General features: G+C 67.2%; 17 protein-coding genes. 6 read left to right on the forward strand and 11 right to left on the reverse strand.

Translation table 11 applies throughout. The features are described from left to right. Positions 1-57: 57 nt before the first annotated feature. Positions 58-1,491, reverse strand: coding sequence for an aldehyde dehydrogenase family protein (locus tag BLS50_RS21805; RefSeq protein WP_074804011.1), 1,434 nt, complete (start codon positions 1,489-1,491; stop codon positions 58-60). Positions 1,492-1,519: 28 nt separating this feature from the next. Next, entirely contained in the window at positions 1,520-3,160 is a 1,641-nt protein-coding gene (locus BLS50_RS21810; protein ID WP_074804013.1) for an acetolactate synthase large subunit, read from the reverse strand. 378 nt (positions 3,161-3,538) lie between these two features. Here BLS50_RS21810 and BLS50_RS21815 point away from each other — a divergent pair, with 378 nt between their 5' ends. Then, positions 3,539-3,877 carry a type II toxin-antitoxin system RelE/ParE family toxin gene (locus BLS50_RS21815; protein ID WP_006479524.1) on the forward strand — a complete coding sequence of 113 codons (339 nt, stop codon included), beginning with the start codon at positions 3,539-3,541 and terminating at the stop codon, positions 3,875-3,877. Between the two features lie 3 nt (positions 3,878-3,880). Beyond that, on the forward strand, positions 3,881-4,180 hold the full coding sequence (locus BLS50_RS21820; protein WP_006490972.1) for an addiction module antidote protein: 300 nt from the start codon (positions 3,881-3,883) through the stop codon (positions 4,178-4,180). Positions 4,181-4,228: 48 nt separating this feature from the next. Here BLS50_RS21820 and BLS50_RS21825 read toward each other — a convergent pair whose 3' ends face one another. From BLS50_RS21825 to andAc, 5 genes are all read right to left on the reverse strand, one after another. Next, the gene (locus BLS50_RS21825; protein WP_074804015.1) at positions 4,229-5,515 is read right to left on the reverse strand and encodes a DUF445 domain-containing protein; all 1,287 of its coding nucleotides are present in this window, start codon (positions 5,513-5,515) and stop codon (positions 4,229-4,231) included. A 153-nt stretch (positions 5,516-5,668) separates the two neighbouring features. Next, entirely contained in the window at positions 5,669-6,889 is a 1,221-nt protein-coding gene (gene andAa, locus BLS50_RS21830) for an anthranilate 1,2-dioxygenase system ferredoxin--NAD(+) reductase (RefSeq protein WP_074804017.1), read from the reverse strand. Next, positions 6,879-7,205, reverse strand: a complete 327-nt coding sequence (gene andAb / locus BLS50_RS21835; RefSeq protein ID WP_006479527.1) for an anthranilate 1,2-dioxygenase ferredoxin subunit AndAb — start codon at positions 7,203-7,205, stop codon at positions 6,879-6,881. The genes andAa and andAb overlap by 11 nt, the downstream gene beginning before the upstream one ends. Positions 7,206-7,240: 35 nt before the next feature. Further along, positions 7,241-7,717 carry an anthranilate 1,2-dioxygenase small subunit AndAd gene (gene andAd, locus BLS50_RS21840; RefSeq protein ID WP_006490977.1) on the reverse strand — a complete coding sequence of 159 codons (477 nt, stop codon included), beginning with the start codon at positions 7,715-7,717 and terminating at the stop codon, positions 7,241-7,243. 14 nt (positions 7,718-7,731) lie between these two features. Next, positions 7,732-9,003 carry an anthranilate 1,2-dioxygenase large subunit AndAc gene (gene andAc / locus BLS50_RS21845; protein ID WP_012338515.1) on the reverse strand — a complete coding sequence of 424 codons (1,272 nt, stop codon included), beginning with the start codon at positions 9,001-9,003 and terminating at the stop codon, positions 7,732-7,734. 212 nt (positions 9,004-9,215) lie between these two features. Here andAc and andR point away from each other — a divergent pair, with 212 nt between their 5' ends. Beyond that, complete coding sequence (gene andR, locus BLS50_RS21850; protein ID WP_053524995.1) at positions 9,216-10,175, forward strand: anthranilate 1,2-dioxygenase regulatory protein AndR; 960 nt, start codon at positions 9,216-9,218, stop codon at positions 10,173-10,175. 146 nt (positions 10,176-10,321) lie between these two features. On the opposite strand, the gene BLS50_RS21855 is transcribed toward andR, so the two are convergent. The 3 genes from BLS50_RS21855 to BLS50_RS21865 all read right to left on the reverse strand — a co-directional run bounded on the left by BLS50_RS21855 (position 10,322) and on the right by BLS50_RS21865 (position 13,432). Beyond that, positions 10,322-10,633 carry a hypothetical protein gene (locus BLS50_RS21855; RefSeq protein ID WP_012338517.1) on the reverse strand — a complete coding sequence of 104 codons (312 nt, stop codon included), beginning with the start codon at positions 10,631-10,633 and terminating at the stop codon, positions 10,322-10,324. A 44-nt stretch (positions 10,634-10,677) separates the two neighbouring features. Further along, on the reverse strand, positions 10,678-12,372 hold the full coding sequence (locus tag BLS50_RS21860; protein ID WP_074804019.1) for a methyl-accepting chemotaxis protein: 1,695 nt from the start codon (positions 12,370-12,372) through the stop codon (positions 10,678-10,680). Positions 12,373-12,541: 169 nt separating this feature from the next. Further along, positions 12,542-13,432: a LysR family transcriptional regulator gene (locus BLS50_RS21865; protein WP_011548240.1), complete on the reverse strand. Its 891-nt coding sequence runs from the start codon at positions 13,430-13,432 to the stop codon at positions 12,542-12,544. Positions 13,433-13,523: 91 nt separating this feature from the next. Here BLS50_RS21865 and BLS50_RS21870 point away from each other — a divergent pair, with 91 nt between their 5' ends. The 3 genes from BLS50_RS21870 to catC are packed head-to-tail and all read left to right on the forward strand — an operon-like array spanning position 13,524 to position 15,926. Beyond that, a complete protein-coding gene (locus BLS50_RS21870) occupies positions 13,524-14,657 on the forward strand; it encodes a muconate/chloromuconate family cycloisomerase (protein ID WP_074804021.1) in 1,134 nt (377 codons plus the stop codon). Between the two features lie 32 nt (positions 14,658-14,689). Next, positions 14,690-15,592, forward strand: a complete 903-nt coding sequence (catA, locus tag BLS50_RS21875; RefSeq protein ID WP_027811475.1) for a catechol 1,2-dioxygenase — start codon at positions 14,690-14,692, stop codon at positions 15,590-15,592. A gap of 43 nt (positions 15,593-15,635) precedes the next feature. Then, positions 15,636-15,926, forward strand: coding sequence for a muconolactone Delta-isomerase (gene catC, locus BLS50_RS21880; protein ID WP_006479534.1), 291 nt, complete (start codon positions 15,636-15,638; stop codon positions 15,924-15,926). A gap of 181 nt (positions 15,927-16,107) precedes the next feature. Here catC and BLS50_RS21885 read toward each other — a convergent pair whose 3' ends face one another. Then, entirely contained in the window at positions 16,108-16,887 is a 780-nt protein-coding gene (locus BLS50_RS21885; RefSeq protein ID WP_074804023.1) for an NAD(P)H-dependent oxidoreductase, read from the reverse strand. Positions 16,888-16,937: the final 50 nt, after the last annotated feature.

Here is a 16,937-nt window from a genome sequence, read left to right on the forward strand (position 1 = left end):
GGGCCGGCACGATCGCCCGCCCGCGTGCCGTCATGGCACCGCGCCGCCTGCCGTGCGTTACCGGCGCCGCACGACCATCAGCCGCGGCTCGGTCATGTCCTCGATCGCGTAGCGGATCCCTTCGCGGCCGAGGCCCGAATCCTTCACGCCGCCGTACGGCATGTTGTCGACGCGGAACGACGGCACGTCGTTGATCACCACGCCACCGACCTCCAGCTCGTCCCATGCGCGGTGCGCATGCGTGAGCGAATCGGTGAACACGCCGGCCTGCAACCCGAAGTCGCTGTCGTTCACGCGGGCGAGCGCGTCGTCGAAGCGGTCGAACTTCTCGAGGATCGCGACCGGGCCGAACGCCTCCTTGCGGTACAGGTCCTGCTCGCGCCCGACGTTCTCCAGCAGCGTCGCCTCGAACATCGCGCCGTCGACCTTGCCGCCCGCGACGATCTTCGCGCCCGCCGCGACGGCCGCGTCCATCCAGCCCGACAGCCGGCGCGACTCGGATTCGGAGATCATCGGGCCGACGAAGGTCGACGGGTCCTTCGGATCGCCCATCTTCAGCGAACGCGTCTTCGCGATCAGCTTCTCGCGCAGCGCGTCGTAAAGATCCGCATGGACGAGAATCCGCTGCACGCCGATGCAGCTCTGGCCCGACTGGTAGTACGCGCCGAACGCGAGCCGCTCGACCACGTAGTCGAGCCGGTCGCGCTGGTCCGCATCGACGATCGCGGCCGCGTTGCCGCCGAGCTCCAGCACGACTTTCTTCTTGCCGGCCTTCTCCTTCAGCGCCCAGCCGACGGCCGGCGAGCCGGTGAACGACAGCAGCTTGAAGCGCTCGTCGGTCGTGAACAGGTCGGCGCCGTCGCGATGCGCGGGCAGCACCGAGAACGCGCCCTTCGGCAGGTCGGTTTCCGCGAGCACCTCGCCGATGATCAGCGCGCCGACCGGCGTGCGGCTCGCGGGCTTCAGCACGAACGGGCAGCCGGCCGCGAGCGCGGGGGCGACCTTGTGCGCGGCCAGGTTCAGCGGGAAGTTGAACGGCGAGATGAACGAGCACGGGCCGACCGGCACGCGCTTCGTGTAGCCCGTATAGCCCTGCGCCCGCGCGGAGATTTCGAGGTTGACGATCTCGCCGTCGATGCGCACCGATTCCTCGGACGCGACGCGGAACGTGTCGATCAGCCGCGTGACTTCGCCCTTCGAATCGTTGATCGGCTTGCCGGCCTCGATGCACAGCGCCTCGGCCAGTTCGTCGAAACGCTCGCGAAAGCGCGCGACGCAATGATCGAGCACGGCCTGCCGCTGGTAGGCCGGCATCTCGCGCATCGGCTTCGTGGCGTCGACGGCCGCGGCGATCGCCGCATCGATCGCCTTCGCGTCGGCCAGCGCGACGCGCGTGGCGACCTTGCCGCTGAACTTGTCGGTCACCTCCAGATCGGTGTTCGCGTAGACGGCTTCGTTGGCGAGATAGTACGGATAGGTTTCCTTCAACATGGAACGACTCCTTCCTGTGAACGGGAATTCAAAGTTGCGCCGACAGGCGCTTGATCTCGCGGTTCAGCACGCGCTCGTTGTCCGAGTAGTCGATCGGCACGTCGATCACGTGCACGCCCGGCGACGAGAAGCATTCGCGCAGCAACGGCTCGAGATCGTCGGCCGACTCGACGCGATGCCCGTGCGCGCCGTAGCTTTGCGCGTACGACACGAAATCGGGGTTCTGCAGCGTCATCGCGAAATCGGGGAAATTCATGTTCTCCTGCTTCCAGCGGATCATCCCGAATGCATCGTCGCGCAGGATCATCACGACGATGTCGAGCTTCAGCCGCACGGCCGTTTCGAGCTCCTGAGAATTCATCATGAAGCCGCCGTCGCCGCACACGGCGATCACCTTGCGCTGCGGATGCACGATCTTCGTCGCGATCGCCGACGGCAGGCCCGCGCCCATCGACGCGAGCGCGTTGTCGAGCAGCAGCGAGTTCGGCTCGTGCGCACGCCAGTAGCGCGCGAACCAGATCTTGTACATCCCGTTGTCGAGACAGACGATGCCGTCGACCGGCAACGCGTTGTACAGGTCGTTGACGATCCGCACCGGGTACATCGGGAACCGCGGATCGTGCTGGCCTTTTTCCAGGTGCGCGTCGAAATGCGCCTTGATCATCTTGAAGCGCTCGAAATCCCAGTGCGATTGCGGCGTCAGCGCCTCCTTCATCTGCCACACCGCATTCGCGATGTCGCCGACCACCTCGATCTGCGGGAAATAGACGGGATCGACCTGCGCGCCGAGGAAGTTCACGTGGATCACGGTCTTGTCGTCGGTGCGCATGAAGAACGGCGGCTTCTCGATCACGTCGTGGCCGACGTTGATGATGCAATCCGCCTGCTCGATCGCGCGATGCACGAAGTCGCCGTCGGACAGCGTCGCGTTGCCGAGCCACAGCGGGTGCGTCTCATCGATCACGCCCTTGCCCATCTGCGTCGTGAAAAACGGGATGCCCGTCTTGTCGACGAATTCGAGCAGCATCTTGCAGGTGGTCTTGCGGTTGCCGCCCGCGCCGATCATCAGCAGCGGATGGCGCGCGGCCTGGATCGCTTCGACCGCGTGCGCGACCGCCTTCTCCTCGGCCACCGGCCGCCGGCTGTAGCTGCGCGGGATCGGCTTGCCGTCGCCCTCCTCGTGCGCGATGTCCTCGGGCAGTTCGAGGTGCGCGGCGCCCGGGCGCTCTTCCTCCGCGCGGCGGAACGCCTCGCGCACCGCCGACGGGATGTTGCCGATCGACACGATCTGCCGCGTGAATTTCGTGAGCGGCTGCATCATGTCGACCACGTCGACGATCTGGAAGTGGCCCTGCTTGCTGGACTTGATCGGCTTCTGTCCGGTGATCATCAGCATCGGCATCCCGCCGAGCTGCGCATACGCGGCGGCCGTCACGAAGTTCGTCGCGCCTGGCCCGAGCGTCGCGAGACACACGCCGGTGCGGCCCGTGAGACGGCCGTAGGTGGCGGCCATGAACCCGGCCGCCTGCTCGTGCCGGGTCAGCACGAGCTTGATCTTCGATCGCCGCAGCGATTCGAGCAGATCGAGGTTTTCCTCGCCGGGAATGCCGAACACGTACTCGACGCCTTCGGCTTCCAGCGCCTTCACGAACAGATCCGATGCTTTCATGGGGACTCTCGGTTATGCCGCCTGCCCGGCCTACGGACACGCGGCGTTCAGGACGCGCGCCGGCCTACGGCACGCGGACGCCTTACCTACTGGACACAGACCACGGCACTGCTCGCCGCGCAACACGCGATGCTCGATGCGGGATGCACGGCGGCGCCTCCGGATACCGGAGGACGAACGGACCCGCCCGCGCGCGGCAAGCACGCGCGGGCGGCAAAGACGTTTTTGATTGTAGACGGATTCGCGAGATTCCGACTTCGACCGGATGGCCGGCTCCCGCCGCGCGACGGGATCGGCCTGACGGCCAATTCCACCTCGAACGACGCGCGCGGCGCTACCGTAGGCGCAACCGAATTCCATTCATCGAACATGTGAACCATGGTTGACATCCTGCAATCCGTGCCCTACAGTGCGCCTACGTTCAGCATCCGGACCACCGACGTCTTCGAAGCGTGGTTCGCCGGCCTGCCGGATCGCGTCGCGCGGCGGCGCATCCAAGCGCGCATCGACCGTCTGTCGATGGGCAATCCGGGCGACTGGAAATCCGCCGGCTCCCCCGTCGTCGAAATGCGTATCGACCACGGCCCCGGCTATCGCGTCTATTACGTGAGGCGCGGAACGATATGGGTCATCCTGCTCTGCGGCGGCGATAAGTCGACGCAACAGGCCGACATCCGCGCCGCGCACGCAATGCTCGCGCACCTCGACATGGAGTGATCGATGGACAAGATCAAGACGCGGCCGTGGGATTCGGCCGAACACCTGAAAACCGAAGACGACATGGCCGACTACTTCGACGCCTGCCTGCAGGAGGCCGGCGACGATCCGGCCTTCATCGCGCATGCGCTCGGCGTGATCGCCCGTGCCCGCGGCATGTCGCAGGTCGCACGCGATGCGGGCCTGTCGCGCGAAGGGCTGTACAAGGCGCTGTCGCACGACGGCAATCCGAGCTTCGGCACGATCCTGAAGGTCATCAAGGCGCTCGGCCTGCAATTGCACGGCGCCAAGGCTGCCGCGTGAGCCGGCGGTGCACGGCGTCGCGCCGCGGGTGCAATGCCCGTACCCGCGTCAGTGCAGCCACCCGGCCGCCCAGCGCGGCACCAGCGACACCAGATACAACCCGAGCCCGATCAGCCCGCCGACCAGCGTGCCGTTGATCCGGATGTATTGCAGATCCTTGCCGATGTTCAGCTCGATCTGTCGCGACATCTCGCGCGCATCCCAGTTGCGCACCGTGTCGCGAATGTGGCGCATCAGGAAATCGGCGAAATCGGGCGCCATCTCGTGCACGGCCCGCTCCACATGCTCGTTCAGCGACGCACGCAGCGCCGGGCTCTCGGCGAGCCGCGCGCCGAGCCAGCCGCCCAGCGTCGCGGCCTGCCGGTGCAGCGCCGAATCGGGGCGGGCGAGATCGGCCTTCAGCCACGCACGCAACTGGTCCCACAAGTCGCGCGCATACTCGTTGAACGCATCGCCGTCGCGAATATAGCGCTTGATCTCCTCGCCCTTCGCGATGAACGCGGGGTCGTGCTTCAGCCGCTCGGTCAGCCGCACGACCGTCCGGTCGAAGCGTTGCCGCAGCTCGTGCTCGGGGTCGGCCGCCACGCCTTCGAGCACGCGGCTCACCGCGCTCGCGAGCATGCGCGCGCCGTTCTCGCCGAACCACTGCGTCGGCATGATCTTCTCGACCTTCGGGTATTGCGTCTTCAGCCACTCGACGATGAAGCCCGCGATCACCTCGCGGTTCTCTTCCTTGTCGAGCACGTCGACCACCTGTTCGATCGCGTCGTCGAGCAGCGCCTGGTGGCGGCCGTCCTTCGTCAGCGTGTCGAGGATCGCGCCGGCCGATTGCGACAGGTCGACCCGGTCGATCACCGCGCGGAATGCATCGTGGACGAACGACTGGATCCGCGCGTCGTCGGTCATGTCGAGCGCGAAGCTCATCAGCTTCGTCACGTAGCCGCCGAGCGCGTCGGTGTTCGCCGGCTCGCCGAGCCACGCGCCGAGCTTCTGCGCGGGATCGTGCTGGCGGATCTGCGCGGCGAGCGCATCGGGGCCAAGGAATTTCTCGCGCACGAATACCGCGAGGTTGTCGGCGATCTTGTCCTTGTTCTTCGGAATGATCTCGGTATGGCGCGACACGAACGGGATCGGTACGCGACGGAACAGCGCGACGACCGCGAACCAGTCGGCGAGCGCACCGACCATCGCGGCTTCGGCGACGGCCTTGAAACCGTCGACCCACGGGCCGCGCGGCAGCAGGATGGTGGTGACGAACACCGCGACGGCGGCCAGGAGCAGCCATAGCGCGCGGCGCTTGCTGCGTTTCAGTTCGAGAGCTTTGTCTGGCGTCATGGGCGACCGGTGAAACGGCAATGCCGCTAATATGCACCGATCGCCGACCGACGACAAACCCGCACGCCGGGCATGCCGCCCGGCACGGGCTTCCGTCCACGTGCCAGTTGCCCGGCGCGAACGCGGCCACGCCGGCCGCGTTCGTTCACCGCGTCACAGAAACGTTTTCAGGTTCACCGACGGATCGGCCAGCTTCGCCTGATCGGGCACCGCCCCTGCCGCGATCAGCCGGCGCGACGCACCGATGTCGCGCCCCAGGTTCGCCGCGGCCACCGCGACGATCCTGCCGTCGTCGCCGAGCCCGAACACGGTGAACGGCCCGCTTGCCGGATCGCCGCGCACGACGATCGTGCGCTCGCTGCCGAACAGCCCGAGCATCTGCAGGTTGCAGTCGTACTGATCGGACCACAGCCACGGCAGCTCGGCATAGGTCTCGTCGGCGCCGAGCAGGTTCGCGGCCGCGACGGCCGGCTGGTTTTCGGCCACCTGCCACGATTCGATCCGCACATGCCGCCCGAGCAGCGGGTTGAAGTGCATCGTCACCTCGCCGGCCGCGAAGATCGCGGCATCGGTCGTGCGGCAGCCCGCATCGACGCGTATCCCGTTGTCGACGTCGAGTCCGGCCGCCTGCGCCAGTTCGATGTTGGGCACGACGCCGATGCCGACCACGACGATGTCGGCCGGCACGTCGCCGCGATCGGTCTCGACGACTGCGCCGCCGCCCGGCGCGCGCCGAATCGCGCGCGGCAGCGTCGCCAACTGGAAGATCACGCCGCGCGCCTCGTGCAACCGGCGCGCGTACGCACCGACCACTTCCGGCAACGCGCGCTGCAGCAATCGCGGGGCCGGGTCGATCACCGTCACGTCGCAACCGAGCTGGCGTGCCGCCGCCGCGACCTCGAGGCCGATGAAGCCGCCGCCGAGCACCGCCACGCGGCGCCCGGGCGCCAGTCGCGCACGCAACGCACGCGCATCGTCGACCGTGCGGACGTAGTGCACCGCGACACCTTCATCGATCGCCCCGCCGAACGGGCGCACGCGCGAGCCCGTCGCGAGCACGAGCTTGCCGTACGGCACCGTCGCACCGTCGTCGAGCCGCACCCGCCGCGCGTCGCGCTCGATCGCGTCGACCCGCGTACCGAGCCGCAGCTCGATACGCTGCGTGTCGTACCACGCGGCATCGCGGATGAACGCGCGCCGTTCGCCGCCGTCCGTCAGCAGCGCATCCTTCGACAGCGCCGGCCGGTCGTACGGCAACTCGCGTTCCGCGCCGATCATCACGATGCGCGCCGTTGCATCGCGTTCGCGCAGTGCTTCTGCGGTACGCCGCGCCGCGTGGCCGGCGCCGACGATCACGAACGGATCAGCCAACATTGACTTCCACCTGTCCGTCGACGATCCGGATCGGATAGGTCCGCACCGGCTCGGTGATCGGCGCGCATTTCGGCGCGCCGGTACGAATGTCGATCAGGCCCTGGTGCAGCGGGCATTCGACGCAGCCATCCTCCACATAGCCTTCGGACAGCCGCGCATGGCCGTGCGTGCAGAGGTCGTGCATCGCGAACAGTTCGTCGCCGATCCGGAACACGGCGATCGGCTTCTGGCCGGCGACGCGCGCCGCCGGTTCGTCTTCGGAGAATTCGTCGAAAGCGCCGAGCGGATGCCACTCGGCCAGCGTTGCTTCGGTCATGTCGGTTCCTTGCTTCGTCAGAGCGGTCAGATCGATCAGATCGGCGTCGCGAGCAGCGTCTGCACGCGCGACGTGTCGTAGATCACGCGCTTGGTCTTGTAGCGCAAGCCGTCGGGCGTGCGCACGACCGTGTCGTAGTACTTGCCGGCCTGGTACACGTTCGATTCGCCGTTGCTGCGCGTCTGCACGACCACGTAGTTGCTCTCGGTATCGATTTCACCGTCGCGTTCGGCGACGATCGTCAGGCCCGACGTCATGTGCCGGTACGTGTGCTCCTCGTAGATGTTCGCGTGCCGCAGCGACACCACGCGGTCGCGCAGCATCCGCTGGTTCGTGCAGTGGACGATCCCGACCGGCAGCCCGAGATCGGCGTTCTCCTTCGGCACGATTTCGTACGTGCAGTCCTCGGTGAACATCTCCGGCCAATGTTCGAGCCGGTCGTTGTCGAGGTGCCCGATGTAGCGGTTCTGGAGCATGTAAATCTCGAACCACGTCTTCATGTCTTCCGTCATTTTTTGCTCCCGCCTCAATAGCCCATCAGCTTCTGGTAGCCGACCCAGAACTTGCGGATCAGGCTCTCGGTGATCACCGTGTCCTGCTGGTCCGGATTGCCGCGCGACATCTCGATCACCGACGTCGCGTCGGCATCGCGCACCGTGCCGCGCTGCACGAGCTCGGTCGCCTCCGTGTCTTCCATCGAGATGTAGCCGGCCGGCCCGACGAGGTTCGCCTGCTTGATGCGCAGCGCGCGCAGCTCGGGCGTGTCGTCCGCGTAGCCGAAGAAGTGGAAGATCAGCTCGAAGTTGTCCGGGCCCTTCGGCAGGATCTGCCGCGCGACCAGCGTGTTGTGGATCTGCTGGATCACGAGCTGCGGAAAGATCGGCTGAATATGGTTCGTGCAATCCTCGTCGTATTCCGACACGAGATCGAGGATCGATTCGTCTTCCAGATGGAAGCCTTCGTCGAACGAACGGATGTTCTGCTGCTTGTACGCGGCCGACGTATCGTCGCCCGTCTTCGTCACCGTGATGATGCTGTGCAGCCCGTGGTTCGCATCCGGAATCGAGCGCGCCTTCATGCCGACGCGGAAAATGTTGAAGGTCGTATGGAACAGATGCAGCATGCTCGCGTGATACGGGTCCTTCACGTTCTCCATGTACAGCTTCCAGTTCGACTTCGAATACTGGCGCGTGCAGCCGAGATACTCGATCGGCTTGTGGAAGATCCGGTCGATCCACGGGCGCATCTGCTCGCCGAGATACTCGGGCAGCGGCGCCACTTCATCGCTGAAGGTCGCGAACACGAGCCCGCGATAGCTGTCCACGCGCAGCTTGCGCAGCCCGTGCTGCTTCGGGTCGAAATCGGCCGGCATCCCGGTCATCCCCTTCTGGCCGCGCCGGAACGGCACGCCGAGCAGGTTGCCCTGGTTGTCGAAGCTCCACTGGTGATACACGCACGTGTGCGAACTCGCGTTGCCGCGCGACTTGCGGCACACCTGCGCGCCACGGTGCGCGCAGCGGTTCACCCACGCGGACAGCGCGCCGTCCTCGGTGCGCGTAACGACCACCGGCGTGTCGCCGACGAACGTGCTCTTGAAGTCGCCGGCGTTCGGGATTTCCGCTTCGAGCGCGACGAAGTTCCACGTCGGCCCGCGGAAGATGCGTTCCTGCTCGCGATCGTAGACCGCCCGCGAGCTGAACACCTTGTACGGCACGCGCGAGCCGTCGTCGTGCGGGAAGGTCACGTCGGACGCGTCGCCGCGCGCGGCGAAAACGACGGGCGATTCTGTCTGCTCCATGTCGGACTCCTTGTGGTTCCGTTGCGTTGAATGCATGGAGCCGATTTTTGAAAAGCTAATATTCGGCGTCTATCCGGAAAGTGCGATTGCGGCGGCGCAATATCCACTTTCGGCGGATTTCTGCGCTAGCATGGCGGCACACGCGGCCGCCGCACGATCGCGACCCATTCGTCGGATCGAAGCGCGCGTCGTCCATACCAAGGCACAGGCCCATGTCCCCAACGTCGTTCGAGCCGCTCGCGCTGCGCGCGCACCGGCTGTTCGAATCCCGCGATCTCGACGAGACGCGCGAGCGGATCTCGCGCGTGATGCAGCCGCACGCGCTGCTGCCGAGCGGCCGCGTGCGGGGCGCGTCGCACATGGATTTCGTCAAGCTGGGCGGGCTCGGGATCGGCACGATCGCGTTCGGCGACGCGATGCGCGTGCAGGTCGATGCCGTCGACGGCTACTACCTGCTGATGTTCTGCCTGTCCGGCCAGGCCGAAGTGCGCGCGATGGGGCGGCAACTCGGCGTCGACGGCCAGACCGGCGTGCTGTGCGCGCCCGGCGAGCGCTTCGACGCGGTGCTGTCGGCCGATTGCGAGCAGTTCGTGCTGCGCATCGACGCGGCGACCGTCGGCGCGCTGACCGGCGATCCGCGCGCGATGCTCGACCCGGTGCTGCACGTGAGCGACACCGCGCTCGCCGCGTGGCGCCAGCAACTGATGCTCGTCGCGCGGTCGCCCGAGCTGCTCGAGCGCGCGAACGCGAACCCGCGGGTCGCGTCGCAGCTCGAGCATCTGCTGATCGACCTGCTGATCGAAGGCCATCCGCCGTCGGTGCTGCAGGCGGCGCACCGCGATCCGGCGCCGGGTTTCGTGCGGCGCGCGCAGGAGTTCGTCGATGCGCACTACGCGCAGCCGCTGCAGCTCGCCGATATCGTCCAGGCCGCCAACGTGCCCGAACGGACGCTACGCGACGCATTCCTGCAATTCCGCGGGATGAGCCCGATGCAATACCTGCGCGCGACGCGGCTCGCGCACGCGCGCGAACTGCTGCGCGGCGCGGCATCCGACCGGCGGATCGCCGATATCGCGCTCGATTGCGGGTTTACCCACCTGGGCCGGTTCGCGATCGCGTATCGGGAGAAGTTCGGCGAATCGCCGTCGGAAACGCTCGACGCCAGGCGCTGAGGAGCCGTCAGCGCGCCGCTTCACGCCGCACGCGGCATTTCGCGCGCGGTCCTGCTAATCGCCGTCCCCACCATTCGCCTTCCGTTCGTGCGGGCGGCCGCGCTCCGATCGACGGTCGGCCCTCGCTCCCGCGACGACCTCGGGATCTACGCCCGCGGTCCGCGCCGCGGCACGGCATTCGTCGCCCTGTCCGCGGACGGCCGGCACGCAGCCTCGAGCCGTGCCGCCGCGCACGCGAGCGCCCCTTCGATCCGTTCGAGCATCGTGCGCGTGGCCTCGCTGCGCGGGCTCGCGCGCAGCAACAGCCCCAGCCACTTAAGCCGCCGTGCGAGCATCGGCACGACCAGCGTCCGGACGATCAGCCGCTGATCCCCGTCCGACGGATCGAAACGCACGCATGCGTCGACGAGCGCATCGAGCGTGAGTACCACGTGAGCAGAACGCGTAGAGCCTTTCAAGGGTCGATACTCCCGTCGCAGCAGGCTGCGAACCGTTATCCCGATCAAAATGCCTTCCAGTCGACGGCTGCGCCCGCAATAGGGGCGGTCAGCCCCGCCGCCGGCGCTACCACCGGCGGTTTCGTCGGCGCGAGGGCGAGCGCGGATGCAGGCGCAGGCGCGACCGACGCCACGGCCGGCACATCGACGGCGTCCGGGGCGAGCTTGAACGTGGCCATCGCCGCCTGCAGGCGGCCGGCCTGCTCCTCGAGCGAATGCGCCGCCGCGGCCGCCTGCTCGACGAGCGCCGCGTTCTGCTGCGTCACCTGGTCCATCTGCTCGATCGCCAGATTGACCTGCCCGATCCCCTGGCTCTGCTCCCGCGAGGCCGCCGCGATTTCGGCGACGATATCGGACACCTGCTTGATCGCGAGCTTCACGTCCCCCATCGTCGCGCCGACGCCCGTGGCCTGCTGCGCGCTGTCCCGGATCATCGACACCGACGCGCCGATCAGTTCCTTGATCTCCTTCGCGGCGGCCGCCGAGCGCTGCGCGAGGCTGCGCACCTCGCTCGCGACCACCGCGAAGCCGCGCCCCTGCTCGCCGGCGCGCGCGGCCTCCACCGCGGCGTTGAGCGCGAGGATGTTGGTCTGGAACGCGATGCCCTCGATGACGCCCGTGATGTCGGAAACCTGGCTGGAACTGCTGCTGATCTGCCCGATCGTCGCGACCATGCTCTGCACGGCATCGTTGCCGGCATCGGCCATGCCGGTCGCGCGCGTCGCCAGCGTATTGGCCTGCTGCGCGTTGTCGGCGTTCTGCCTCACGGTCTCGGTCAGTTGCGTCATGCTCGACGCGGTTTCCTCGAGCGACGCGGCCTGCTCTTCCGTGCGGGCCGACAGATCGGCATTGCCGCTCGCGATCTGGCGCGACGCGACCGCCACCGCTTCCGCGCTGCGCTTGATGCCGCGCACCGTCGTACTGAGCTGCCGGTCCATCGTCGCCAGCGCCCCGAGCAACCGGCCGAATTCATCGTGCGAAGCGATGTCGATCCGGTTGTCCAGCGACCCGCCGGCGATTTCGTCGGCCACGCTCACGGCCTGCCCGAGCGGCGTCGAGATGTGCCGCATCAGGTGCGCGGACACCCAGGCCGCGACCAGCACGCCGATGCCGATCAGGCCGATCGCGATCCACAAGATCGTGACGAAGGTCGACGCGCTGTCGTCGACGAACGACTTCGCCTGATCGATGTTCAGGGCGATGTCGTCGTCGAGCGCCTGCTTGAGCGCGCCGGCGGCGGGCGCCAGCCGGTCGATCGCCGCCGTGGCGGCATCGCGGTCCCCGCCGTCCACCGCCGCGAGCGCCGCGTCCACGCCGGCCCGGAACCGGGGCAGCACGTCGCGAATGCGGTCGGCGATGCGCTGCTCCTTCTCGCTCGTGATCGATTGGCCGTAGTAGCGGTTCCATATCGTGTCGAGACGGCGTTGCTCGGCACGCGTCTCGTCGATCCCGCTCCGGAGCCGCGCGGGATCGCGCTCGGACGCCGCCGCACGCAGCCGCAGCTGCGTCTCGAAGGTCGCGGCGCGAATTTCCGACAACTCGCTAATCGGCAAGGTATTGCCCGTATAGGCATCGTGGACGTTCGAATTCAGCCTCGACAGACCGAACAGGCCGAACACGCCGATGGCGACCATGAGCGCGACACACGCGGCAAGCGCGAAAAAGATCCTGAACTTTATGCTTTTCCCAAATCGGCTCACGCTGCTCTCCTCGAATGTTCCAGGTCGATGCGGAACGGGAAACCCCGCTTCCAACCCTGTTTACGGAGAGCGACCTTGCCGGTTTATCCGGCACGGGCAGGATAGAAAAAACCATGTGCGGCAATAATCGGCCCGCACGGCGAGCGTTTTTGGGGGCGTCCGGCAACCGTCATGCGGCCGGCACGATCATCTCCCGCGCAATCGCGCAGAACGCCGCCGTGGCCGCGCTTTCGCCGTGCAGCCGGCGGCTCATGATGATCGGCGACGTCGCGCCCGGCTCCGGCAGCCGCCGGTAGACGACGCCCTTCACGCGCACGCCCTCCACGCTCTCCGGCACCAGCGACACGCCCACCTGCGCGGCCACGAGCCCGAGCGCCGTCTGCAACTCGCGCACCTCGTGCACGGCCGCCGGCACGACCGCGCCGTCGCGCAGCGCCGACAACTGCTGATCGGCGAAGCTCGGCCGCGGCGTGCTCGGGTACACGATCATCGTCTCGTTCGCGAGATCCGCGAGCGTCAGCGGCCGGGCCGGATCGGCGAGCCGATGCCCGGCCGGCAGCGCCGCGATCAGCTTTTCCTCGATCAGCGCCTCGCGCACCAGCTGGTCGTCGTCGAAGCGCAGGCGGCCGAACCCCACGTCGATCCGCCCGCCCTTCAGCGCGCCGAGCTGTTCGAGCGTGAACATTTCGATCAGCGACAGCTCGACGTCCGGCTGCGCCTCGCGAAACGCACGGATCACGTCCGGCAGCGCGCCGTACAGCGCCGACGGCACGAAGCCGATCACGATCCGCTCCGACAGTTGCGCGAGCCGCCGCGTGAGCGGCCCCAGCTCGTCGGCCTGGTCGACCAGACGTTTCGCCTGCGCATAGAACACGCGCCCGGCATCGGTCAGTTTCAGCGGCCGCGCGCCGCGCTCGAACAGCGGCAGCCCGATCTCCTCCTCGATCGCCTGGAGCTGGCGGCTCAGCGGCGGCTGCGTCATGTGCAGCCGCTCCGCCGCCCGCGTGATGTTCATTTCCTCGGCGACGGCGATGAAGTAACGGAGCTGACGCAATTCCATTTCATGCCTCAAAGGTATGGAAGTAGTCGGAAAGAGTGTTGGACGACGCGGGGCGGGAATTCCTACCATGTGCACCAACAGGAGGAATCGCATGATAGCAACTGCCGCCACCATCGAACGCATCGAGACGCTGCTGGTCGATGTGCCGACGATCCGGCCCCACAAATTGTCGGTCGCGACGATGAATTGCCAGACCCTCGTGCTGGTTCGCGTTCGATGCACGGACGGTATCGAAGGCGTCGGCGAGGCGACGACCATCGGCGGCCTCGCCTATGGCGAGGAGAGCCCCGAAAGCATCAAGGTCAACATCGATACCTACTTCGCGCCGCTGCTGCAGGGCCTGGACGCGACGCGTCCGGGCGCCGCGATGGCGCGGGCGCGCAAGCTGTTCCAGGGCAACCGCTTCGCGAAGTCCGCGATCGAGACCGCGCTGTTCGACGCGCAGGCGCGGCGTCTCGGCGTGCCGCTGTCCGAGCTGTTCGGCGGCCGCCGAACCGATACGGTCGATGTCGCGTGGACGCTCGCGAGCGGCGACACGCAGCGCGACATCGCGGAAGCCGAAGCGATGCTCGACGCCCGCCGCCATCGCGCGTTCAAGCTGAAGATCGGCTCGAACGCGGTCGCCGACGACGTGGCGCACGTGGTCGCGATCAAGCGCGCGCTCGGCGAGCGCGGCGACGTGCGGGTCGACGTGAACCAGGCGTGGAGCGAAACCGACGCGATCTGGGCCGGCGCGCGGCTGGCCGACGCCGGCGTGAGCCTCGTCGAGCAGCCGATCGCCGCGACCAACCGCGCGGGGCTGAAACGCCTCACGCAGCTCGCGCAGGTGCCGATCATGGCCGACGAGGCGCTGCACGGCCCCGTCGATGCGTTCGCGCTCGCGCAGGATCGCGCGGCCGACGTGTTCGCGGTGAAGATCGCGCAATCGGGCGGCCTGCAGGGCGCGGCGAGCGTCGCGTCGATCGCCGCGGCGGCCGGCATCGAACTGTACGGCGGCACGATGCTCGAAGGCGCGGCCGGCACGATGGCGTCCGCGCAACTGTTCAGCACGTTCGACTCGCTGAAATGGGGCACCGAACTGTTCGGCCCGCTGCTGCTCACCGAAGAAATCCTCGTCGAGCCGCTGCGTTACGAGGATTTCAAGCTGCATCTGCCGGCGACGCCCGGCCTCGGCATCACCTTCGACTGGGCCCGCATCGAACGGATGCGACGCGGCGCCCGCTGATCCCCACACGACAACCGACACCGGAGACACAGATGAACAAGCAAGCCATCGACGCCCTGCTGAAGACCTTCGACGACGCCGCCGAGAAGCCCGGCAACCCGCGCGTGCGCGCGATCGTCAACCGGATCGTGAAGGACCTCTGCTACACGATCGAGGACTTCGACGTGCAGCCGAGCGAATTCTGGACGGCCCTGAACTACCTGAACGAAGCCGGCCGCGAATTCGGGCTGATCGCCGCGGGCCTCGGCCTCGAACGCTTTCTCGACGTGCGGATGGACGAAGCCGAGGCAAAGGCCGGCATCCAGGGCGGCACGCCGCGCACGATCGAAGGGCCGCTGTACGTCGCCGGCGCGCCGGAATCGGTCGGCCACGCGCGGCTCGACGACGGCACCGATCCGGGCCAGACGCTGATCATGCGCGGCCGGGTGCTCGGCCAGGACGGCGCACCGCTCGCGAACGCGCTGGTCGAGGTGTGGCATGCGAACCATCTGGGCAATTACTCGTACTTCGACGCGTCGCAGCCCGCGTTCAACCTGCGCCGCTCGATCCGCACCGATGCCGAAGGCCGCTACAGCTTCCGCAGCGTGCTGCCGGTCGGCTACAGCGTGCCGCCGGGCAGCAAGACCGAGCAACTGCTCGACCAGCTCGGCCGCCACGGCCATCGTCCGGCGCACATCCACTTCTTCGTTTCGGCGGACGGTTATCGTAAGCTGACGACGCAGATCAACATCGATGGCGATCCGCATCTGTGGGACGACTTCGCATTCGCGACGCGCGACGGGCTGATCCCGCCGGTCCGCCAGGCGGAGGGCGCGGAAGGCAAGCCGTACGGCGTCGACGGGCAGTTCGCGCTGATCGACTTCGACTTCTCGCTGCTCAAGGACAAGCAGGACGTGCCGGGCAGCGAAGTCGAGCGGGCCCGCGCGCAGGCGTGAGCGCCCTTCCCGTTCGACGAATCGACAACGCAAGGAGTGCAGGATGCTGTTTCATGTGGAAATGACCGTTCGCCTGCCGGCGGACATGGACCCGGTGAAGGCGGCCACGCTGAAGGCCGAAGAAAAGGCGATGTGCCAGCGGCTGATGAACGAAGGCGTCTGGCGTCATCTGTGGCGGATCGCCGGGCAGTATGCGAACGTCAGCATCTTCGACGTCGAAAGCGTGCAGCAGCTGCATGACGTGCTGAGCCAGTTGCCGCTGTTTCCGTATATGGAGATGGAGGTGCGGGCGCTGTGCCGGCATCCGTCTTCGGTGCGGGACGACGATCGTTAAGCGACGATGAATCGCGGCCGTGACCCATGGCCGCGAGGTGCCGCGAGATGCCACGAGAAGCACGATCCGGGCGGCCGGCGATGTCACGCAGGCCGCCCGGGTCGTTTGCATTCTGCGTTTGGCATCTTGCGGTTGGCGGCGGTTGTCCGTGCCTCCTCTGCAGCGGGGTGCGCAGTAACCGTCAGGCGGTCAAATGCGCGGCAAACCCCACCGTCCCCGGCGCGATGTCCTCCTTCAACGTCAGCGCCGGAATCTCGTAGTCGCCCGCGTTCTGCCGGCGGAACGGAATCGGCGGTGTGGTCCACAGATCGTTCAGACGCTGACCGAGCGCCGTGCACGTCTGGTCGAAACGCGCGGCGTTCATCTTGCCCGTCCGGTAGATCACGAACGGCGGCAGCACGTCGAACCCCGGGTAATACAGCACGCCGTGCTGGATCGGGAACAGCAAGTCGTCGATCGGCCCGTTGATGCCGCGCCGGCTGTAGTGCGATTCCCACCCGCCCGTCGTGACGACGATCATCGCCCGCTTGCCTGCCAACATCCCTTCGCCGTAGCGGTCGCCCCAGTGCGTATCGGAATGTTCGCCGACGCCGTACGCAAAACCGTACGCATACACGCGCTCGAACCAGCCTTTCATGATCGCCGGCATCGAGAACCACCACAGCGGAAACTGCAGGATCACCGCGTCGGCCCACTTCAGCTTGTCCTGCTCGCGCGCGATGTCTTCGCTTTGCGTACCCGCCGCGAACGCGCGCTTCGAATCGAGCGTCGGATCGAACCGCGCATCGGGCACGCGATCGGTCACGTCGCTCGCATCGAGTGCCGACTTCCAGTTCATCGCATACAGGTCGCTCACCTGCACCGCGTGGCCGGCCGCTTCGAGATGCGCGACGGCGAAGTCGCGCAGCGCGCCGTTCAGCGAACGCGGTTCGGGATGGGCATACACGATCAGCACATTCATGTTCGTCACTCCGTGGATTGAATGACTGCAGGATGCGGCCTTCAACGGTA

Origin of the sequence: Burkholderia orbicola (assembly GCF_900100915.1) — a bacterium.
In the GTDB taxonomy this organism is placed as follows: Bacteria; Pseudomonadota; Gammaproteobacteria; order Burkholderiales; family Burkholderiaceae; genus Burkholderia; species Burkholderia orbicola.